Annotated in this window: 16 protein-coding genes and 1 pseudogene; 7 read left to right on the forward strand and 10 right to left on the reverse strand. The window is 71.3% G+C overall.

Annotation, left to right across the window (positions count from 1 at the left end):
- Nucleotides 1-198 precede the first annotated feature (198 nt).
- Together BEK98_RS37585 and BEK98_RS37590 are read left to right on the forward strand one after the other, a co-directional pair.
- Nucleotides 199-1,236 carry a hypothetical protein gene (locus BEK98_RS37585; protein WP_094221244.1) on the forward strand — a complete coding sequence of 346 codons (1,038 nt, stop codon included), beginning with the start codon at nucleotides 199-201 and terminating at the stop codon, nucleotides 1,234-1,236.
- A 110-nt stretch (nucleotides 1,237-1,346) separates the two neighbouring features.
- Nucleotides 1,347-1,715 (forward strand): annotated as a pseudogene (locus tag BEK98_RS37590) (GNAT family N-acetyltransferase); the annotation flags it as partial.
- Here the strand turns inward: BEK98_RS37590 and BEK98_RS37595 are convergent.
- From BEK98_RS37595 to BEK98_RS37620, 6 genes are all read right to left on the reverse strand, one after another.
- Entirely contained in the window at nucleotides 1,665-3,032 is a 1,368-nt protein-coding gene (locus tag BEK98_RS37595; protein WP_244202144.1) for a glycosyltransferase, read from the reverse strand. The pseudogene BEK98_RS37590 and the gene BEK98_RS37595 sit on opposite strands and share 51 nt — an antisense overlap.
- A 151-nt stretch (nucleotides 3,033-3,183) precedes the next feature.
- Nucleotides 3,184-4,317 (reverse strand): serine hydrolase domain-containing protein, encoded by a 1,134-nt coding sequence (locus BEK98_RS37600; protein WP_208643341.1) that lies wholly within the window; start codon nucleotides 4,315-4,317, stop codon nucleotides 3,184-3,186.
- 94 nt (nucleotides 4,318-4,411) lie between these two features.
- Nucleotides 4,412-6,166 carry a TIGR03767 family metallophosphoesterase gene (locus BEK98_RS37605; protein WP_094221246.1) on the reverse strand — a complete coding sequence of 585 codons (1,755 nt, stop codon included), beginning with the start codon at nucleotides 6,164-6,166 and terminating at the stop codon, nucleotides 4,412-4,414.
- Nucleotides 6,167-6,397: 231 nt separating this feature from the next.
- Nucleotides 6,398-6,844 (reverse strand): NUDIX hydrolase, encoded by a 447-nt coding sequence (locus BEK98_RS37610; protein WP_208643342.1) that lies wholly within the window; start codon nucleotides 6,842-6,844, stop codon nucleotides 6,398-6,400.
- Nucleotides 6,845-6,853: 9 nt separating this feature from the next.
- On the reverse strand, nucleotides 6,854-7,819 hold the full coding sequence (locus BEK98_RS37615) for a pyridoxamine 5'-phosphate oxidase family protein (RefSeq protein ID WP_094221248.1): 966 nt from the start codon (nucleotides 7,817-7,819) through the stop codon (nucleotides 6,854-6,856).
- A 2-nt stretch (nucleotides 7,820-7,821) separates the two neighbouring features.
- Nucleotides 7,822-8,268, reverse strand: coding sequence for a VOC family protein (locus BEK98_RS37620; RefSeq protein ID WP_094221249.1), 447 nt, complete (start codon nucleotides 8,266-8,268; stop codon nucleotides 7,822-7,824).
- 105 nt (nucleotides 8,269-8,373) lie between these two features.
- Here BEK98_RS37620 and BEK98_RS37625 point away from each other — a divergent pair, with 105 nt between their 5' ends.
- The gene (locus tag BEK98_RS37625) at nucleotides 8,374-8,916 is read left to right on the forward strand and encodes a CGNR zinc finger domain-containing protein (protein WP_094221250.1); all 543 of its coding nucleotides are present in this window, start codon (nucleotides 8,374-8,376) and stop codon (nucleotides 8,914-8,916) included.
- 157 nt (nucleotides 8,917-9,073) lie between these two features.
- Nucleotides 9,074-12,376, forward strand: a complete 3,303-nt coding sequence (locus tag BEK98_RS37630) for a S8 family serine peptidase (RefSeq protein WP_094221251.1) — start codon at nucleotides 9,074-9,076, stop codon at nucleotides 12,374-12,376.
- Nucleotides 12,377-12,430: 54 nt separating this feature from the next.
- On the opposite strand, the gene BEK98_RS37635 is transcribed toward BEK98_RS37630, so the two are convergent.
- Both BEK98_RS37635 and BEK98_RS37640 read right to left on the reverse strand, forming a co-directional pair.
- Nucleotides 12,431-13,300 (reverse strand): hypothetical protein, encoded by an 870-nt coding sequence (locus BEK98_RS37635; RefSeq protein ID WP_094221252.1) that lies wholly within the window; start codon nucleotides 13,298-13,300, stop codon nucleotides 12,431-12,433.
- Between the two features lies 1 nt (nucleotide 13,301).
- A complete protein-coding gene (locus BEK98_RS37640) occupies nucleotides 13,302-13,820 on the reverse strand; it encodes an RNA polymerase sigma factor (protein WP_094221253.1) in 519 nt (172 codons plus the stop codon).
- Between the two features lie 308 nt (nucleotides 13,821-14,128).
- Between BEK98_RS37640 and BEK98_RS37645 the strand changes: the two genes are divergently transcribed.
- Entirely contained in the window at nucleotides 14,129-15,148 is a 1,020-nt protein-coding gene (locus BEK98_RS37645; protein WP_094221254.1) for an aspartate-semialdehyde dehydrogenase, read from the forward strand.
- A 164-nt stretch (nucleotides 15,149-15,312) separates the two neighbouring features.
- The gene (gene pepN / locus BEK98_RS37650) at nucleotides 15,313-17,889 is read left to right on the forward strand and encodes an aminopeptidase N (protein WP_094221255.1); all 2,577 of its coding nucleotides are present in this window, start codon (nucleotides 15,313-15,315) and stop codon (nucleotides 17,887-17,889) included.
- A 69-nt stretch (nucleotides 17,890-17,958) separates the two neighbouring features.
- Here pepN and BEK98_RS37655 read toward each other — a convergent pair whose 3' ends face one another.
- Nucleotides 17,959-19,188 (reverse strand): M14 family zinc carboxypeptidase, encoded by a 1,230-nt coding sequence (locus tag BEK98_RS37655; protein WP_094221256.1) that lies wholly within the window; start codon nucleotides 19,186-19,188, stop codon nucleotides 17,959-17,961.
- Nucleotides 19,189-19,361: 173 nt separating this feature from the next.
- On the opposite strand from BEK98_RS37655, the gene BEK98_RS37660 reads away from it, so the two are divergent.
- A complete protein-coding gene (locus BEK98_RS37660; RefSeq protein ID WP_094221257.1) occupies nucleotides 19,362-19,838 on the forward strand; it encodes a DUF1203 domain-containing protein in 477 nt (158 codons plus the stop codon).
- Nucleotides 19,839-19,892: 54 nt separating this feature from the next.
- On the opposite strand, the gene BEK98_RS37665 is transcribed toward BEK98_RS37660, so the two are convergent.
- On the reverse strand, nucleotides 19,893-20,272 hold a 380-nt coding region (locus BEK98_RS37665), incomplete at its 5' end, for a LysR substrate-binding domain-containing protein (RefSeq protein ID WP_244202139.1).

Genomic DNA, 20,272 nt, shown 5'->3' on the forward strand with positions numbered 1-20,272 from the left:
TGAGCTTCCCCGGTCGGTGACCGTTACGGAATTCAGTCAATAGCGCCCGTAACCCCTGGTCCACACCCGATTGGACCAGGGGTTTTCCACCCCTACTCGACACCCGAACACTTGCCCTTTAGTACCGTCTTGTCAGCATTCCTCGACGACCGTGTAACAGCGGTTAAGGGTGGGACAGAGCGCGGGAATCTCGGGGCCATGACGCACAACACCCCGCTCTCCCCCCGCCCCCTCCGTCACCTCTCCGAGGTCCACCGCCGTGTTCTGACGGCGGCCCAGCTCCGCTCCCACGGCGTCTCCACGGCCGAGCTGAACGAGCAGTGCCGCCCCGGCGGCCCCTGGCAGCCGCTGCTGCCGAACGTGATCCTGCTCCACCCCGGCCCGGCGACGAGCGAGGAGCGGCTGCACGGGGCGCTGCTGTACGCGGCACGGGAGTCGGCCCCGGGCGTCCCGGCCCAGCCCACCGCCGACGAGCCGCACCGCCCGGTGTACGCGGACGCCGTCATCACCGGCCTGGCGGCCCTCACCCTGCACGGCTTCTCCTCCACCCCGCCGCTCCTGTCCCTGGACCGCGTCGACGTCCTGATCCCCCGCCTGCGCCGCCTGCGCTCCGCGGGCTACGTCCGCGTCCTGCGCACCCCCTCCCTCCCCACCCCCTGCGCGGTGACGGGCCTGCCGGTGGCACCGGTGCCGCGCGCGCTGGCCGACGCGGTGGCGGAACTGACGGACGCGGCCGCGGTACGCCGCCTGCTGACCGAGGCGGTACGCGCCGGCCACTGCGAACCGGCCGCGGTGGTACGGGAGCTGACCAACGCGAAGCTGCTGACCCGCCCGCACGTGGTGGACGCGGTGGACTCGCTGGTGGCCGAGGGCCGAGCCATCGCGGAGGACCGCCTCTACCGGATGGTCAGCGAGTACGGCCTGCCCGACCCCGTCTGGAACGTGGACCTGCGCCTGCCCGGCGGCCCCCACCTCGGCGGCCTGGACGCCTACTGGCCCGAGCAGGCCGTCGCGGTCGAACTGGACACCCGCGCCCCCCGCCAGGACGAGGACGCCCTCTGGTCGGAATACGCCCGCAAGCGCGAGCACTTGGAACGCCTGGGCATCACGGTCGTCTACATCACCCCCAGGAAGCTCCGTGAGTCCCTGGAACAACAGGCGACGGTGGTCCGCACGGCCCTGATGGCCTCCGGCGACCGCGACCCGGCCGCCTATGTCGTGGTGCTGCCCCGGTAGTGACGGACGGAGGCGACACCAGGAGGGGAGAGGAGGGGCCACCGGGGCGATGCCGGTGGCCCCTCCTCATGTCCAACTCCCGTCACGCTCAAGCGCGTTACGGTGGACCGATGAGCGATGAATCCGTCGTACTGCGCCCCGCACGCGAGGACGATCTGCCCGTGCTCGAACGGTTCCTGCTGGAGCCGCAGAGCGCCGGGCCGTTCCAGTGGTACGGGTGGTCGGACCCCGGGCGGTTCAGGCGGCGCTTCGCCGAGAACGGGATGCTGGGCGAGGACGGCGGCCTGCTGGTCGTGGAGTCGGCCGCCGAGCCGCTCGGGTTCGTCGCCTGGCGGAAGGTCGTCGTCTCGCCCTCCACCCACTGCTGGAACATCGGCGCCCAGCTGCTGCCCGAGGCCCGCGGGCGCGGGGTCGGCAGCCGGGCCCAGCTACAGCTCGTCCGCCACCTCTTCGCCCACACCCCCGTGATGCGGATCGAGGCGGACACCGAGGCCGAGAACATCGCCGAACAGCGGGCCCTGGAGAAGGCCGGCTTCACTCGCGAGGGCGTACTGCGCGGCATCGTCTTCCGGGACGGGAAGTGGCGGGACGGCGTCGCCTACAGCGTGCTGCGCGGCGACCCGCTGCCCGCCCACGTGTGAGGCGTACACCTCGTCGAGCAGCGCGGCGTACGCGGCGATCATGCGGGTGCGGCTGAAGCGCTCACGGCTGCGTTCCAGGGCGGGAGCCAGCTCGGCGCGGCCCGTGATCGCGGCCGTCCAGGCGAGGGCGATGGCGCCGGGGTCGGGCGGGGTGACGAAGCCGTGGCCGGTGACGATCGCCGCGCTGTCGCCGACGTCCGTCGTCACCGGGACGGCACCGCACATCATGCCCTCGATCAGGCACAGCGGCGCCGCCTCCCCGGAGACGGAGGTCAGGGCGACGACGTCGGAGCCCGCGTAGACGGCCTCCATGTCGTGCCGTACGCCCAGGAGGTGGACCCTCTCCGCGAGCCGGCGGTCCTCGCCGAACGCGACCTCGATGTCGGCCCACAGCGACGGGTTCCCGTCGGTCATGCCCGCGCCGCACATCAGGACGTGTCCCTCGGGCTCGCGCGCCAGCCACGCGCGGGCCGCCCGGAGGAAGAGGGGCACGTTCTTCATCTGCGCGTACCGGGCCGCGAAGACCACCACCGGGGCGGCGGCCGGAATGCCCAGGGACGCGCGGAACGCCAGCCGGGCCGCCGGGTCCGGGCGGAAGCGCAGCAGGTCGACGCCGTTGGGGATCACGTGCAGCAGGTCGGCCGGGATGCCGGCGGCCTCGTAGGCGGCCCGCGTCGACTCGGCGCAGCACACGCACGCCGCCACCGTGCCGTCGGCGATTGCGGCCTTCAGCTCGTCCAGGGCGGGGCCCTGGTTCTCGGGGTCGGAGCGGTGCAGGCAGACCACGACCGGGCGGCGGGGCAGGCCGCCCTGGTTCAGGAGGGCCAGCGGCTGTTCCTTGAGGGAGAGGATCACGTCCGCCCCGGCCATGGCCCGAGCCGTTTCGGCCAGCTCCGGCCCGCTGAAAACGGACGCCGCGACCGAGCCGTCCACCAGGCCCGCGGTGCGGCCCAGCGAGGTGACGCCGACCTCGCCGGCCGTCAGCGCGCGGTAGCAGTGGTCGTCCTCCATGCGCTGCCGGGTGGCCTCGCGATGGACCTCGCCATGGATGCTGAGTACCTGGTGGGACTGGCCGCCCTCGGCCAGTCCCAGTACGACGTCGCTGTGCACGATCCTGGCTCCTCCGGAGAAGAAGCCCTCGTAGACCGACAGCACACGCAGTCCGTGCCTCGCGCGCACACGACCACCCGCCTTGCATAAATGATCGAGAAGATCGAGCCATCCCCGTCCATAGCGGGATAGCCGATATGAGGCGGTACGGACATTGCGGGCGCGTTAACACGGAACGACAGGAATGAAACGTTGGCTAACAGAATTCCCCGTCGATCACCGCGTCCATGTCCCCGGCCCAGTCCCCGTTGAAATTCAGCGCCAGCGCATGGCGGCCGTCCTCCGTCGCCACCGCCCCGGACGCGGAGCCGTGGATGCCGCCGCCATGGCCCCAGACATGAACACCGCAGGTCAGCTCGGTGTCCATGAGGCCGAGGCCGTAGCGGGTGTTCGGGATGCCGTCCGCCCGTACCGTGGTCTTCATTTCCTTCAGCTGCTGCGGCGGAAGGAGTTTCCCGCGCAGCAGAGCGCTGTAGAAGCGGTCCAGATCCGCGGAATTCGAGATCATTTCACCGGCCGAGGACGCGATGGACGGGTTGAGCTTCGTGACGTCGTACGACGGACCCGTCGCCGTCTGGGCGAGTTTCGAGTAGGCACGGCTGCTGGGGTGCGGGACGGTGACCTGGGTGCCGGGGACGGAGGTGGCCGTGAGGTGCAGGGGGCCGATGATGCGGTGGGTGATTTCCGTGGCGTACGAGTGGCCCGTCACCTTCTCGATCACCATGCCGGCCAGGACGTAGTTCGTGTTCGAGTACCCCCAGGACGCGCCCGGCTTGAAGTCCGGCTCGTGCTTCATCGCGATCGCGACCAGGTCGCGCGGGGTGAGCGTGTCGTAGCGGTGCGCGAAGAAGCCGTCCTTGGTGAAGTAGGTGCGGCCGAAGTCGTCGTCGGCGGTGTAGTTGTAGATGCCGCTGGTGTGGTTGAGGAGCCGGCGGACGGTGATGCGGCTCCCGTCGTGGCCGTGGCCGTGCACCACCCCGGGCAGCCACTTCTCCACCGTGTCGTCCAGCGACAGCCGGCCCTCCGCCTCCAGCTGGAGCAGGACCGTGGAGACGAACGTCTTGGTGATGCTGCCGACGCGGTAGCGGTCGGCCGTCGAGCGCGGTGCGCCCGTGCGGGTGTCGCCCACGCCGGCCGTCGTGGACCAGGTGCCGTGGGCGTCCTTCGCGGTGGCGGTCACCCCGGGAACCCCGGCCTGGACGGCCGCCTCGATCGCCTTGCGCGTGGCGGAGTGGCCGCCCGTGGCGGGGCCGGCCGCGAAGGCCGGGCCCGCCAGGGCCGCCGACAGGAGCAGGGCGGTGGCGCCCACCAGCGTCGTACGTGCACGCATGTCTTCCCCCAACTGTGCCGTTCGGTTCGGTCGGGGGGAGGGACCTGGTGGTGGTGTGCGAAGGTTGCCTGCCTGTAGGCCGGTTGAGTGAGTTTCAGCCCTTCTTGAGCACCAGCTCGGTGTTCCGGTCGGCCGCGCTGCCCGCGAGGGTCGTCCTGGCACCGGGCGCGTTGTAGGCCAGCTCGCGGTAGAGGGCGGCGAGGCCGGTCTGGGAGAGGTCGGCGAAGTCCGTGCGGTGCGGGGCGGCGGACTCGATCAGGGTGGTGAACAGGGAGATCGTGCCGTCCTTGTTGTCCACCAGCTCGACGACGCGGGCGAGGTGGGGGTAGTCGATGTGCGAGGCGGTGGAGATCTCCCAGAAGGAGCGGCCGCCGGAGGCCTGGTGCGGGGTGATGACGTTCTTGTGGATGTGGCCGTTCACCCAGGCCAGCACGTTGCCGTGGGAGGCGAGGAGGGACACCACCTCGGCGCCGTTGTGGCGGCGCTCCCCCGGGTGGGCCGGGTCGCGGCGGGTGTTGGTCATCGTCTTGCTGGTGTGGTGGCTGAAGACGACGGCGTAGGAGTCCTTGTTGTCCTTGAGCGTCTTGTCCAGCCACTTCAGCTGGGCGGTGCCGACGGAGCCCTCGTAGTGGCCGCCCGCGTCGGTGGTGTCGAGGCTGATGCCGATGACGTCGTCGGAGATACGGAAGGCGTAGTACTGGGTGCCCGCGTCCAGGTTCGCCGAGGAGTAGCCGTGGCCGACCGGGCCGTGGCCCTGGTGGGCGGGGTCCAGGTGGGCCTTCAGATAGTCCGCGGAGGTGTACGGCGCCCGCTTCTCGTCCGGGGTGACCGAGCGCATGGAGCGGGCGTGGGCCTTGAGGAAGTCGCGGTAGCCGACGCCCTTGGGGTCGGTGGCGTTCTTGATGGCGTCCTGGAGCTTCTTGGCCTCGGCGGCGGAGACGTTCATCAGCTTCTTGCCGCCGATGGCCGCCTCGGCGAGGTAGGGGTCGCCGTGGGAGCCGTAGCAGCCGAGCGGGAGGGAGTCGTGGTTGCCGACGGTGGAGTACCAGGGCAGGTTGAGGCCGGGGCTCTTCACCTCGCGGACGGCGGCGGCCAGGAAGCCCTTCAGGTACGGGAAGCCGAGCGCCTTGTCGCCGTCGCGGGTGGTGGAGTCGGGCTGCCAGTACAGCTTGAGGCCGCTGTTCTGCACGCCCTCGTAGTGCCGCGGGTCCCCGGAGTTGGGGGTGATGCGGCCGCCGCTCATCACCTTCATGAACCACTCCAGTTCGGAGTGGGCGTTGTTGTCGGTGTTGTCGCCGGTGGTCATCACGAAGTGCAGCGGGGCGCCGGTGACGGGGGCGCCGCGCAGCGCGTTGACCCGCTCGACGAGCGAGATGGCGCCGGGCACGGTCAGCGCCTCCTGCGGGCGCCAGGCGTGCGGGTCGGTGGAGCGCAGGTACTCCAGCCGCAGCGGGTGCTGGACGTCCTGCAGGTGCAGGTCGGTGAACTGCACGAAGGCGGCGAGGGTGGTACGGCGGCTCGCGCGGCCGGACTTGGGCGTGGCCAGCTCGCTGCGCACGACCCGCTTCCAGCCCGGGCCGTCGCCCAGGCGCCGGTAGCCGGAGCTGTTCCGGGGGGCGGCGACGGAGGACAGGGTGGTGCCCTTGGTGTAGGGGGCGAGCGGGCTCGCAGCGGAGGCCTGCCGGGAGTGGGCGACGGGCGCCTCGGCGGCTCTGGTGGCGGCCTGGCTGTCGGTGGTGCGCAGGGCGTAGCCGACGCCCGCGGAGAGCGAGACCGCTCCGGCGGCGGCGAGGACGGTACGGCGGTGGACCCCCAGTGCGGAGGTGGCGACAGAGCGTATGCGCGACATGGCGCGATCTCCCCGAGTGCGAACGCGTCGGCAGTGGTCGCGGGCGATCGCTCTCGCGAACATCCCGCTCGCTCTGGATGCTTGGCACCGGGAATGACCTGTACGTGAACACGACAGCAACGCGCAGCGCCGATCACCGTACGTGGATCTCTGGCCACCCTTCACGCCCACGACCGCTCCTCGGGCGGCCGGGCAACGGTCACTCCGTGTTCATTTTCCGGGGTAGTGCAGCTATTCGACCCGCCCCGCCGCCGGCCGCTCGTGCCACAGCCGCAGCGCCGTGTCGATGAGCGGCACCCGGTTCAGACCGGGTACGGCGGCCAGGTCCTGCCAGGCGGCGAAGTCGGTGGAACCGCCGACCTCGTGCCGGAGTTCACCGTCGGTCACCTCACCCGCGTAGACGAGCCGCACGCCGTGATAGTCCGTACGGCGGCCGAACAGACGGGAGCCGGTGAGCCGGAGGGAGTCCACGCCGAGGAGACCGGTCACCTCGATGCGGTAGCCGGTCTCCTCGGCCACCTCGCGGCGGACGGTGTCGTACGGGTCCTCGCCGTGCTCCATGCCGCCGCCCGGCAGCACCCACTCGGGGGTGCCGTCGGGGCCCGGCGAGCGGGCGAGCAGGATCTGTCCGTCGCGGACGCACACGGCGTAGGCCGCCACCCTCAGCTTCCGTCGCATGGACGGACGTTAGCGCGCGGTGTCCGGGTTGGCGGGCGAATATTCCGGCGCGGACCAGCGCAGGGGCAGGGCGGCGGGAGTCTCCACCGCCTCCTCGACGGTGAAGCGGACCGTCCGCTCGCCGTCGGCCGTGAACTCGGTACGGGCCTCGCCGGTGAGCTGCAGCACCGTGCCGGTCGTCCAGTCCAGGAAGAGCAGCCCGGCGCGCGGGTCCGTGCGCAGGTTGCCGAGGGTGAGGAACATGGCGTTGCCGGCGTAGTCCGGCCAGGTCAGTTCGCGCGGTGAGACGACCTGGACGAAGCCGGGGTTGCCGCCGCGGTGGCTGACGTCGGCTCCGCCGGGGTGTGCGGTGGCCAGGAAGAAGGTGTCGGCTGCGGCGATGAACTCGACCTGGTCCGCTTGCAGTTGGTCCGTCCGTCGGGGTGCTCCCGGGGTGCGGTCGTCGATCCGCTCGTACGACTCCCGGCGCTGGATGTATTTGGGGCAGTTGGAGAAGACGTGGTCCGCTTCTATGGCGAAGCCCCTTGTTGTCGGCCTCAGCCGACCATTCAGGCGCATGCGGCGGCGGGTGCGGGGGTCGAGGGCGATGGTACCGACGAGGGTGCCCGGGGTTTTCAGGGCCATGGTGAGTGGGTCAGTCAGGTCGTCGTTCGGGTGTGGGTCATCTGTGGTTGCTCGCGCAGTTCCCCGCGCCCCTTTGGGTTGGCTGTCCAGCCGTTGGCCAGAATCCGCGACCACGGACATCTGGCGGGGACCCGTGGCCCGGACGAAACCGGGTGTGCCCGTGAGCGCCGAAGCCCACACCCTCCCCGTCGCCGGATCCGCCGCGCCCACCACCAGCAGGGGCTGAAGCTCCAGGAAAGCCGCCGCGACCGGCTTGATGTCCTGGCCGAGGGAGCGGCCGACGTGGTCGGCGCGGTCCCGGACGCCGACCAGGTCCTGCAGGGCGCGCGAGCCCGCGTGATAGCCGCTCATGGCTAGAAGAAACCGCAGGTCGGGGCGTCCGCGTGCGGGGCCGGGGCGCTCTCGGCGCCGAGCGGTCCGGAAATCTCCAGGCGGGTGCCGTCCGGGTCGTGGAAGAAGATTCCGCCCGAGGCCGCCCCCTCCCGGTGGGCCACCACGCCCTCGTGGGCGAAGTCGACCCCGGCGCCGCGCAGCGCCGTCTCGTACTCCCGGACCCGCTCGATCGAGTCGGCCGTGAAGGCCAGGTGGTGCAGTCCGGCCCGGCCGCCGTCGTACACCCCTTGCGCCTGCTGCCAGAGGGTGAGGACGGGGCCTTCGCCGCCGTCGCCCAGGAACGCGTACCGACGGTCGTCCTCCTTGCCCTCGGTGAGCAGGGTGAAGCCCAGGACGTCCCGGTAGAAGGCGAGCGAGCGGTCGAGGTCGGTGACGTTGAGGCCGGTGTGGCCGGTGCGCAGAGTCATGGCTTCCCTTTCAGGCTTATAACCTTCGACTTCACGTTAGAGGGTTAGAAGCGGAAGCGCAACCGGTCACGTACCCTTGAGGGGTTAGCCGAGAAGGAGTGCCCGATGTCCGCCGCCCGCGATCCCCGCCCGCTCACCGGTGAGCCGCTCGCCCTCGACCTGATCAACACCCGGTGGAACAAGGAGGGCGTCACCCAGGACCTGCTCGCCGACGCCGAGGGGCTCGCGGTGTGGCTCGCGAGCAACGGGCTCGACGGCACCCACGCGGCCGACGCGGCCGTACTGGACCATCTGCGCCAGGCGCGGGAGGCGCTGCAGGCCGCGGTGGACGGGTCACTGGCCGAGGGGGCACCGCTCGTCGACGCCGTCCTCGCGCACGGGCGCATCCGGCCCCGGCTGACCGAGCGGGGGGCGGCCGAGGAGCCCGAGTTCGCCGACCCCGCCTGGGGCCCGGCCTGGCTGGCCGCCCGGAACTACCTGGAACTTCTGGCGCAGGCCCCGGACCGGATCCGCGGCTGCGCCCACGAGTCGTGCATCCTGCACTTCTTCGACACGTCCAGGAACGGCACCCGCCGCTGGTGTTCGATGGCCGGGTGCGGCAACCGGGCGAAGGCGTCCCGTCATTACGCCCGCTTGAAGGAGAACTGAGCGAATTACGGACCAGACAGGTCCAATCCACTCAGAACCCATCGCGGGTTTTCCCCATACATCCATATCGATTCGGTCAACGGTCCCCAAATTTCGGCCCTTTGGGTAAAGCTGTGCCCTCGTCCGGCACTGGATTCTTTACCTACAAGGGATGCCGATGACCCACACCCCCGAGCGCGACCCGATACCCGGCCACAGACGCCTGGCCCGCATAGGCCTGGCCGTGGGCGTGGTGGCCGCTCTCTGCGCGACCGGGCCGATACCCCTGGCCCTCGCCGCGGACGCGCCGCCCGCCGCGGCCACCGACCCCGGCGTCAAGTCCGCCCATGACAAGCTCGGTTCGGACGACGCCGACCTGCTCGCCGAGGCCAAGGCGGACGGCGACAAGAACGTCACGATGATGATCGCGACCGCGCCCGGGAAGACCGAGCAGGTCACCGAGGAGCTGGACGCGGTCAAGGGCGGCTCGGTGGGCCGTACCTACGACAAGCTCGGCTACGTCCGCGCCACCGTCCCGACCGCCAAGGCGGACTCGGCGATCGCGGCCGCCGCGAAGCTCTCCTCGGTGCACGCCATCGACCTGCGCCAGGAGATCGCGCTCGACGACCCGACGCCGAACGCGGACACCGCCAAGTCGGCGACGGCCACCAAGACTTACCCGGGCCCCGGCAAGGACACCCCCGCCGAGAACCCGTACAACCCGTCCTTCGAGACCGGCGCCGTCGACTTCGTCGACGAGCACCCGAAGGCGGACGGCCGGGGCGTCACCATCGGCATCCTCGACTCCGGCGTCGACCTCGGACACCCGGCGCTGCAGAAGACCACCACCGGCGAGCGCAAGATCGTCGACTGGGTCACCGCGACCGACCCGATCCTGGACAGCGACGCCACCTGGCGGCCCATGGTCACCGCGGTCTCCGGCCCGAGCTTCAGCTACGGCGGCCAGACCTGGGCGGCGCCGGCGGGCTCGTACCAGATCAGCACCTTCAAGGAGTCCGCGACCACCGGCGGCGACGAGAAGGGCGACCTCAACCGGGACGGCGACACCACCGACAGCTGGGGCGTCCTGTACGACGCGGCGGCCGGCACGGTCACGCTCGACCTGAACAACAACCACGACTTCACCGACGACACGCCGATGAAGCCGTACAAGGACGGCTACCAGATCGGCTACTTCGGCACCGACGACCCGAAGACGGACGTCGTCGAGCGGGTGCCGTTCGTCGTGCAGATCCGCAAGGACGTCCCGATGGACCCCTTCGGCGGGTCCTGGGTCGGCAAGAAGGCCGACTTCGTCAACATCGGCGTCATCGAGTCCGAGCACGGCACCCACGTGGCCGGCATCACCGCCGCCAACGGCCTGTTCGGCGGCGAGATGAACGGCGCGGCCCCCGGCGCGAAGATCGTCTCGTCCCGTGCCTGCACCTGGACCGGCGGCTGCACCAACGTCGCCCTCACCGAGGGCATGATCGACCTGGTCGCCAACCGGGGCGTCGACATCGTCAACATGTCGATCGGCGGCCTCCCGGCGCTGAACGACGGCAACAACGCGCGCGCCGAGCTGTACACCCGGCTCATCGACACCTACGGCGTCCAGCTGGTCATCTCCGCGGGCAACTCCGGTCCCGGCGCCAACACCATCGGCGACCCCGGTCTGGCCGACAAGGTGATCTCGGTCGGCGCGGCCATCTCCCGGCAGACCTGGGCCGCCAACTACGGCTCGCAGGTGGAGAAGCGGTACGCGATGATGCCGTTCTCCTCCCGCGGCCCGCGTGAGGACGGCGGCTTCACGCCGACCCTGGTCGCGCCCGGTGCCGCGATCAACACCACCCAGACCTGGCTGCCGGGCTCCCCGGTCGCCGAGGCGGGCTACTCGCTGCCGGCCGGCTACTCGATGCTCCAGGGCACCTCGATGGCGTCCCCGCAGGCCACCGGCGCCTCCGCGCTGCTGCTGTCGGCCGCCAAGCGGAAGGGCATCGACCTGACGCCCGCCACGCTGCGCACGGCGCTGACCTCGACCGCCGACCACATCAAGGGTGTGCAGGCGTACGAGGAGGGTGCGGGCCGCATCAACATCGTGGACGCGTGGGACGCGATCCGCGACGACGCGACCGCGCACGACTACACCGTGAAGGCCCCGGTCGACACCGCGCTCGACCAGGCGCTCAAGACCCCGGGCTACGGCACCGGTCTGTACGACCGCGAGGGCGGCCTGAAGGCCGGTCAGAAGAAGACGTACGACGTCACCATCACCCGTACCTCCGGCCCGGACAAGGCCGTGTGGCACGAGCTGCACTTCGAGAACAACGCCGGTGACACCTTCCGGATCCTCGGCGACGACGTCGTGCGGCTGCCGCTGAACCAGCCGGTGACCGTCAAGGTCCAGGCGGCGCCGCGGTCGGCGGGCATCAAGAGCGCGATCCTGGAGGTCGACGACCCGAGGACGGAGGGGGTCGACAAGCAGATCCTCACCACCGTCGTGGTCTCCACCCCGGTGAACTACACCTACTCCGCGTCGAGTTCGGTGCAGCGCAACAGCACGCAGTCGTACTTCCTGAACGTGCCGGTCGGCGCCAAGTCCCTCGAGGTCGCGATGAGCGGGCTGACGGACAAGAGCCAGACCCGGTTCATCGCGATCCACCCGTACGGCACTCCGGTCGACAACACCGGCACCCCGTACTGCTACAACAACTACCTCGACGGCAACGGCTGCAAGCCGGACGTCCGCTCCTACGCCGACCCGCAGGCCGGTGTCTGGGAGATCGAGGTCGAGTCGCGCCGTACCTCGCCGCTGCTCGACAACCCGTACACGCTGGACGTCTCCGTCCTCGGCGCGGCCTTCGACCCGGAGACCGTGACCGTGCCCGAGGCCAAGGTCGGCACCCCGGCCACCGCCTCCTGGAAGGTGACCAACAAGTACGCGGCCCTCGACGGCAAGCTGGTCGGCGGTCCCCTCGGCTCCTCCAAGACGGCCCGCCCGTCGATCAAGGAGGGCGAGACCCAGACGACCACGGTGGACGTCCCGGCCGGTGCCAAGTCCCTGGACGTGGCCATCGGAAACGTATCTGATGCGGCCGCCGATCTTGACCTGACCGTGTACGACGCGAGCGGCAAGCAGGTCGCGCAGTCCGCGGACGGCGACTCGGAGGAGGCGGTCTCCGTCCCGTCCCCGGCCGCCGGCACGTACACGATCAAGGTCGTGGGCTACTCGGTCCCGTCCGGTTCGACCGACTACGACTACCGGGACGTGTTCTTCTCCTCCACGCTCGGCACCGTCACGGTCGACGACGCGACCCCGGTCAAGCTCGGCACGGGCGACTCGGCCACGGTGACCGGCCAGGTCACGGCCGCCGCCGAGGCCCCCGCGGGCCGCGAGTTCTTCGGCCGGCTGCAGCTGGTGAACGCGCGCGGCACGGTCGCGGGCGTCGGCAGCGTGAAGATCGAGAAGGTCACGCCGTAACGGGGCTGACCTGAGGTGAGGTGAGGGGCGGGTGTCCGGAGGGACACCCGCCCCTCACGGTTTGCCGGTCGGCTCCTCGTCCTCGGACGGGCACGTGGTGTGCCGCGAGTCGGGCAGCGCCTCGGTGATCCAGGCGCGGTCGGCGGCCACGCGGGTGTCGCCGACGGACCACCGGCTCGCGGTCTTCTGCCCCTGGTCGACGCCGACGAGCACGTGCTGCCCCTTGTGCGGGGCCGGCGTCGCGTCGTCGTCGAGGAGGAAGGCGACCTCGGCCGGGCCGTGGGCGGGCTTGTAGGAGCGGGTCACGGTCAGCACGATCCGGGTCCAGGGGGTCTGCGGCTGCGGATCCACCGCGGCCACCGTGCCCTCGACCACCAGCTTGGAGCAGGCCAGAGCCTGCGCCGGGTCGGAGGGCCGGCCGCTGTCGCCGGAGTACTCCGGGCTCCGGGCGTCGCTCTTCGCGTCGGCGCTGCTCCCGCCCATCGACTCGTCCGCTCCGGTGTGCGTCACGAGCCAGCCGAGCCCGGCGACCATGCTGAAGGCCGCCCCGAAGGCGAGCGAGCCGAGCGCGAGGCGCAGGGCGCGACGCGGGCCGGACGGGCGCCCCGGGCGGGTCGGGCGTACGGGAGCGGTGGGGCGTGTGGTGCTCCGGGGGCGTTTCCCGGACGGGGCGCTCCGGGCGGGGCCCGCCGTGGCCCCGGCCTCCGCAGCCGCCTGCTCCTCCCCCTGCTCCTCCCCGGTCAGTGCCTCCGCGAGCCAGGTCAGCTGGTCCTTCAGCAGCGCCACGTCGGCCTCGGCCGAGCGGTGTTCGCTCAGGTAGGCGGCGTCCCCGCGGGCTTCATCGGGCAGGGGCTCGCCCGTGATCGCGGCCATGAGCGCGTCCATGCCGGCGTACTCCCCCGCGCCCTCGTGTTCGGCGGTCACGTCACACCACCTCGTCCTCGTGCAGCCTCTCGCGCAGCGCGCGGACCGCCGTGTGCAGCCTGCTCTTCACCGTGCCCTCGGGAACACCCAGCTCCTCGGCTATCCCGCGCACCGGCAGGTCGGCGAAGAAGCGCAGGATCACGACCTGCCGCTGGGCGTCGGGCAGTTCGTCCAGACCCCGGGCGACGGCGAGGGAGAGCAGGCTGGTCTCCTCGCCTGAGGGGTGCACCGGCTCGCGCAGCGACGCCAGCCGCTCCCCCAGCCGCTCCTGGCGCCGCTTGGCCCGGTGCCAGTCCATGGCCAGGTTGGAGGCGACCACCGCCACCCAGGCGGACACGTTCCGCGGCGCCTCGCGCCCGCTCGCGGCCCGCTCCAGCAGCCGCAGGCGGACCTGCTGCACCCCGTCCGGCAGGTCCGCCTGCGGCACGCCACCGAGCGCGAGCACCGCCCGCACCCGGCGTTCCTGGGCCGCGTCCAGAGGATCTTCCTCGTGGACACGGCGGGCCGTTCTGCGCAGCACAAGCCACCCCCCTCACCGCGTTTCCTCTACGACGCCGCAGCGCACGGAAACGTTCGGCGGAACCCCGGTACACCGTTCAGAGGCGTACGTCACACCGCCGCGCGGGGCAGCACAGCTTGCGGCACGGGGCGGCCGTGAAGCGAATTTCTCCAGCTCAGCGGGGGTGTGGGCGGGAGTTCCGCAACCGCTCGCTGGGACGGGGCGTCCCAGTCCTCGGGCATGACCCGCAAAGAATTGGACAGGCGGACCGTGGTCGGCCGCATGATGGAAACGCCGCAGACACACAGAAACACCTAGAGGGAGTCGCCGTGAGGGTCGGAATCGTCGGAGCCACCGGTCAGGTCGGCACGGTCATGCGCAGGATCCTCGTGGAGCGGAACTTCCCGGTCACCGAGCTGCGCCTGTTCGCCTCGGCCCGCTCGGCCGGCACCGTGCTGGACGGCGTGACGGTGGAGGACGCGGCGACCGCCGACTACACCGGCCTCGACATCGTGATCTTCTCCGCGGGCGGCGCGACCTCCAAGGCGCTGGCCGAGAAGGTCGCCTCCCAGGGTGCCGTGGTGATCGACAACTCCTCCGCCTGGCGCAAGGACCCCGAGGTCCCGCTGGTGGTCTCCGAGGTGAACCCGCACGCGATCGCCGACCGCCCCAAGGGCATCATCGCCAACCCGAACTGCACCACGATGGCCGCGATGCCGGTGCTGAAGCCGCTGCACGAGGAGGCCGGCCTGGAGGCGCTGGTCGTCGCCACCTACCAGGCGGTGTCCGGTTCGGGTCTCGCGGGCGTGGCGGAGCTGCACGGCCAGGCCCAGAAGGTGGTCGCCGACGCCGACAAGCTCACCCACGACGGCGAGGCGGTCGACTTCCCCGAGCCGGGTGTCTACAAGCGGCCCATCGCCTTCAACGTGCTCCCGCTGGCGGGCTCGATCGTCGACGACGGTCTGAACGAGACCGACGAGGAGCAGAAGCTGCGCAACGAGTCCCGCAAGATCCTGGAGATCCCGGGTCTGAAGGTCTCCGGCACCTGTGTGCGCGTCCCGGTCTTCTCCGGCCACTCCCTCCAGGTCAACGCCCGCTTCGCCCGCCCGATCTCCCCGGAGCGCGCCACCGAGCTGCTCGCGGGCGCCCCGGGCGTCGTCCTCTCCGAGATCCCGAACCCGCTGCAGGCGGCCGGCAAGGACCCGTCGTTCGTCGGCCGCATCCGCGGCGACGAGACGGTGGAGCACGGCCTGGCCCTGTTCATCTCCAACGACAACCTCCGCAAGGGCGCCGCGCTGAACGCGGTGCAGATCGCGGAGCTGGTGGCGGCGGAGCTGTCGGCGAAGTAACGCGAATGATCTGAAATGGGGCGGTCACCTCCGGGTGGCCGCCCCTCCTGTTTCCGGCCCATAGGGCTTTCCCTAGGGCTGCGCCGCGCAGCCCTAGGACGTCGCCCTCCGCGCAGGTCCCGTGGAAGGATGACCGAACGCACACATAACGAGGAGATGACCGCGTGCCTGGCACAAACCTGACTCGCGAAGAGGCTCAGCAGCGGGCGACGCTGCTCACCGTTGACTCGTACGAGATCGATCTCGACCTCTCCGGCGCGCAGGAGGGCGGCACCTACCGGTCCGTGACCACGGTGCGCTTCGACGTCGCCGAAAACGGGGCCACGTCCTTCATCGACCTCGTCGCGCCGGCGGTCCACGAGGTGACCCTGAACGGCGACGCGCTCGACCCCGCCGCGGTCTTCGAGGACTCGCGGATCGCGCTGCCGGGGCTGCTGGAGGGCCGTAACGTCCTCCGGGTCGTCGCCGACTGCGCCTACACCAACACCGGCGAGGGCCTGCACCGCTTCGTCGACCCGGTCGACGAGCAGGCCTACCTGTACACCCAGTTCGAGGTGCCGGACGCCCGCCGCGTCTTCGCCTCGTTCGAGCAGCCGGACCTGAAGGCGACCTTCCAGTTCACCGTGAAGGCGCCGGCGGGCTGGACCGTCATCTCCAACTCCCCGACGCCCGAGCCCAAGGACGACGTCTGGGTGTTCGAGCCGACGCCGCGCATCTCGTCGTACATCACCGCGCTGATCGTCGGGCCGTACCACTCGGTGCACAGCGTGTACGAGAAGGACGGGCAGAGCGTGCCGCTCGGCATCTACTGCCGTCCCTCGCTCGCCGAGTTCCTCGACTCGGACGCGATCTTCGAGGTCACCCGGCAGGGCTTCGACTGGTTCCAGGAGAAGTTCGACTACCCGTACCCGTTCAAGAAGTACGACCAGCTGTTCGTGCCCGAGTTCAACGCGGGCGCGATGGAGAACGCGGGCGCGGTGACCATCCGCGACCAGTACGTCTTCCGGTCCAAGGTGACGGACGCGGCGTACGAGGTCCGCGCGGAGACGATCCTCCACGAGCTGGCCCACATGTGGTTCGGCGACCTGGTCACCATGGAGTGGTGGAACGACCTGTGGCTGAACGAGTCGTTCGCCACCTTCACCTCCATCGCCTGCCAGGCCTCCGCGCCCGGCTCCAGGTGGCCGCACTCGTGGACCACGTTCGCCAACTCGATGAAGACCTGGGCGTACCGGCAGGACCAGCTGCCGTCCACGCACCCGATCATGGCGGACATCCGCGACCTGGACGACGTCCTGGTCAACTTCGACGGCATCACGTACGCCAAGGGCGCGAGCGTGCTGAAGCAGCTTGTCGCGTACGTCGGCGAGGACGAGTTCTTCAAGGGCGTGCAGGCCTACTTCAAGGCGCACGCCTTCGGCAACACGCGCCTGTCGGACCTGCTGGGCGCCCTGGAGGAGACCTCCGGGCGTGACCTGAAGACCTGGTCGAAGAAGTGGCTGGAGACGGCCGGCATCAACATCCTGCGCCCGGAGATCGCCACCGACGCCGACGGCGTCATCACCTCCTTCTCCGTCCGCCAGGAGGCCCCGGCCCTGCCCGCCGGTGCCAAGGGCGAGCCGGTGCTGCGCCCGCACCGCATCGCGATCGGCCTGTACGACCTCTCCGCCGACTCCGGCAAGCTGGTGCGCACCGACCGGATCGAGCTGGACGTCGACGGTGAGCTGACCGCCGTACCGCAGCTGACGGGCAAGCGCCGCCCCGCGGTGATCCTGCTCAACGACGACGACCTCTCCTACGCCAAGGTCCGCCTGGACGAGGAGTCGCTGAAGACCGTCACCGAGCACCTCGGCGACTTCGAGGCGTCCCTGCCGCGCGCCCTGTGCTGGGCGTCGGCCTGGGACATGACGAGGGACGCCGAGCTGGCGACCCGCGACTACCTCTCCCTGGTGCTGTCCGGCGTCGGCAAGGAGTCCGACATCGGCGTGGTGCAGTCGCTGCAGCGCCAGGTGAAGCTGGCGATCGACCTGTACGCCGACCCGTCCACCCGTGAGGCCCTGCTGACCCGCTGGACCGACGCCACGCTGGCCCACCTGCGGGCCGCCGAGCCGGCCGGCGACCACCAGCTGGCCTGGGCGCGCGCCTTCGCGGCGACCGCCCGGACGCCGGAGCAGCTGGACCTCCTGGAGGCCCTGCTGGACGGCACCCACACGGTCGAGGGCCTGGCCGTCGACACGGAGCTGCGCTGGGCGTTCGTGGAGCGGCTCGCGGCGGTCGGCCGCTTCGACGAGGCGGAGGTCGCGGCCGAGTACGAGCGGGACAAGACCGCGGCCGGTGAGCGGCACGCGGCCACCGCCCGGGCGGCCCGCCCGACCCCGGAGGCCAAGGCGGAGGCGTGGGCGTCGGTCATCGACTCCGACAAGCTGCCGAACGCCGTGCAGGAGGCCGTGATCAGCGGCTTCGTCCAGACCGACCAGCGCGAGCTGCTCGCGTCGTACACGGACCGGTACTTCGAGGTCGTCAAGGACGTCTGGGACTCCCGTTCGCACGAGATCGCCCAGCAGATCGCGATCGGCCTGTACCCGACGATCCAGGTCTCGGAGGAGACCCTGACCAAGACGGACACCTGGCTGTCCGCGGCCGAGCCCAACGCGGCTCTGCGCCGGCTGGTCTCGGAGTCCCGCTCGGGCGTCGAGCGGGCGCTGAGGGCCCAGGCGGCGGACGCGGCGGCCGGCGAGTAGTCGTCGCCGTACGGCCATGAAGGCGCCCGGTGTGCGCAGTGCACCGGGCGCCTTTCCGTCTGTTCGGTCTCAGTCGCACACCCTGCGGGCGACGTCCAGCATGGTCCGTACGTGCAGTGCGGTCTGCGCGGACACCGGTATCCACCGCAGCTCGTAGGTCTTGTCGAGTTCCCGGCACCACTCGTGCACCAGGTCCGTGAGGGCGCAGGCGGTCCCGGGGGCGGTGCCGGCCAGGGCCCGGCGCAGCATGGCCGCCGCGCGCAGCGGGATACGGCGGGCGGCGATGCCGAGGGTCGCGAAGTGGCCCCGGGAGCCGCCGCGCTCGTCCGCGCAGGTGGCGGCGATCGACGGCGCCACGTCCAGCAGTTCCCGGGCGGCGGTGTGCAGGGGCAGCAGGTCCTCGTCGGGTGCGCCGTCTCCCAGCAGCTCGGTGATCTCCCGGGTACGGCCCAGCAGCAGCTCGGCCGCCCGGGCGGCCTCTCCCCGCGGGTCGGGTTCGGGCCGGGGGTCGCTCACCGCGGGGGCGGACCAGGCCGGTGCCTCGACGACGGCGGTCAGGGTGCCGTAGCGCCACGGGTAGAGCCAGGTGCTCTCGGCGACGTAGCCGCTCGGGTCGCGTTCGCTTCCGGTGTTGCCCTCCGGGAGCCGCAGGACGCCGGGCGGGTCCGGCTGCCAGTCGGGAGCGTCGTACGGGCGGTGGTCGAGGGGGATGCGCAGGAGTGCGGCCGTCTCGCGGAAGGCGCGCGCGGCTCCGGGCACCCTCCTGGTCTGCAGGGTGAAGGCACCGCCGACCTCGATGCCGTGCAGGGTGAACTGGGCCACGGGCCGCAGTTCGTCGAGCAGCCACACGAGGGCCGCCGACTCGGGCAGCGGCTCCCGGCCGGTGCCGGGGACGGGCAGCGACTCGGGCTGGCAGGCGAACTCGGGCCGGTAGAAGTGCCGGTGGCACTCCGTCAGCGACGGGGCCGGCTCTTCCGGCTGCCAGCCGTGCGCGAGGCGGGCGCCGTCCGGGTCGAGGCAGAGCAGGAAGTGCCAGGTGCAGCCGAGTGCCTCCGGAATCTCCGGCCGGTGGGCGAGGAGCCGGGCGAGCCGCAGCGCGGAGGCCCCGCCCACCGGCTCGTTGGCGTGCGCACCGGCGACGGTGAGGATCTGCCGCTCCCCGTGCCCGGCGGACAGCACCCACAGCGGCCGCCCGCCCCGGCTCTCGCCGACGGCCCGCAGCCGCAGCACCCCCGGCGCGGCGGCGACCAGCGCACGGGCACGCCGCTCCAGTTCGTCGACGCCCGGATAGCCCACCATGGCAACTCCACTTCCGCTACTGGATGTTGAGCGATTCCATGGGAGCGTCGGGAGTGGGGCCCGTCAAGAGTGACCCGCGATCTCAGGTCACCGTTCCCAGAGACTGAGCGGGAGTGGAGTGCGAGGTCCGAATCCCGCCAGTAGGCGGCATCGCGACGCACCACTCTGGACACATGACCACGTACACGGCACGCCCTCTGACGCCCATAACCCTCAAGGAGCTGCGCACCTCCGACGACGCGGGCCGCCCCATGCTCCCCTTCACCGACGACGAGGGCGGCGCCCCCCTCCGCTGCTGCCTGCGTCGCAGCGCACCCGGCGAACGCATCGCCCTGGTCTCGTACGCACCCCTGCGCCGCTGGGCGGCCGAGACGGGCACCGACCCGGGGGCCTACGACGAACAGGGCCCCGTCTTCATCCACGCCGACGACTGCCCCGGCCCGGCGGACGCCACCCTGCCCTTCACCGACGCCCACCGCACGGTGCGCCGTTACTCCACCGACGGCCGCATCCTGGGCGGCCGCCTGGTCGAGGACCCGTCCGGATTCGAGGGGGCGTTCGCAGAGGCGTTCGCCGATGCCGAGGTGGCGGCGGTGCAGGTGCGGGCGGTGGAGTACGGGTGCTTCTTGTATGAGGTGCGGCGACCCTGACAGGCCGGCGTCGGCCACCGTAGGACAGCCGTCTCCACGAACTGCCGTACGAGGTCACGCCCGAGTGGCGCCGCCGGGACCAGCCGCATCCTGCAAGGCTTCCAGCACCCTGCCGACCGCCGCCCCCGCCTCCGCCCCCTTCCGTACCGCCGCCACCACATGCCGTACCGGACGGTCCTCACCCAGTTCGCGCATCACCACGCCCTCGCGGCGGGCCGCGGCCATCCGGGGGACCAGGGCGACGCCCATCCCCGCCTCGACCATGGCCAGGATCGCGGTCCAGCCGGAGGCCGAGTGGCCCTGGTGGGGGCTGAAGCCGGCGGACTCGCAGGCGCGGCGGGTGATGTCGGACCAGGGGCCGCTGCCGCCGAAGATCCAGGGTTCGGCGGCGAGGTCGGTGAGGGTCAGGGAGGGGGTGGTGGCCAGGGGGTGGG

Origin of the sequence: Streptomyces diastatochromogenes (assembly GCF_002242805.1) — a bacterium.
Classification (GTDB): Bacteria; Actinomycetota; Actinomycetes; order Streptomycetales; family Streptomycetaceae; genus Streptomyces; species Streptomyces diastatochromogenes.

What these genes read in the sequence shown, in the direction of transcription:
- BEK98_RS37585 (WP_094221244.1), top strand. Translation starts at nt 199, where the DNA reads ATGACGCACAACACCCCGCTCTCCCCCCGCCCCCTCCGTCACCTCTCC.
- BEK98_RS37600 (WP_208643341.1), bottom strand. Translation starts at nt 4,317, where the DNA reads ATGCGTGCACGTACGACGCTGGTGGGCGCCACCGCCCTGCTCCTGTCG.
- BEK98_RS37605 (WP_094221246.1), bottom strand. Translation starts at nt 6,166, where the DNA reads ATGTCGCGCATACGCTCTGTCGCCACCTCCGCACTGGGGGTCCACCGC.
- BEK98_RS37610 (WP_208643342.1), bottom strand. Translation starts at nt 6,844, where the DNA reads ATGCGACGGAAGCTGAGGGTGGCGGCCTACGCCGTGTGCGTCCGCGAC.
- BEK98_RS37615 (WP_094221248.1), bottom strand. Translation starts at nt 7,819, where the DNA reads ATGAGCGGCTATCACGCGGGCTCGCGCGCCCTGCAGGACCTGGTCGGC.
- BEK98_RS37620 (WP_094221249.1), bottom strand. Translation starts at nt 8,268, where the DNA reads ATGACTCTGCGCACCGGCCACACCGGCCTCAACGTCACCGACCTCGAC.
- BEK98_RS37625 (WP_094221250.1), top strand. Translation starts at nt 8,374, where the DNA reads ATGTCCGCCGCCCGCGATCCCCGCCCGCTCACCGGTGAGCCGCTCGCC.
- BEK98_RS37630 (WP_094221251.1), top strand. Translation starts at nt 9,074, where the DNA reads ATGACCCACACCCCCGAGCGCGACCCGATACCCGGCCACAGACGCCTG.
- BEK98_RS37655 (WP_094221256.1), bottom strand. Translation starts at nt 19,188, where the DNA reads ATGGTGGGCTATCCGGGCGTCGACGAACTGGAGCGGCGTGCCCGTGCG.
- BEK98_RS37660 (WP_094221257.1), top strand. Translation starts at nt 19,362, where the DNA reads ATGACCACGTACACGGCACGCCCTCTGACGCCCATAACCCTCAAGGAG.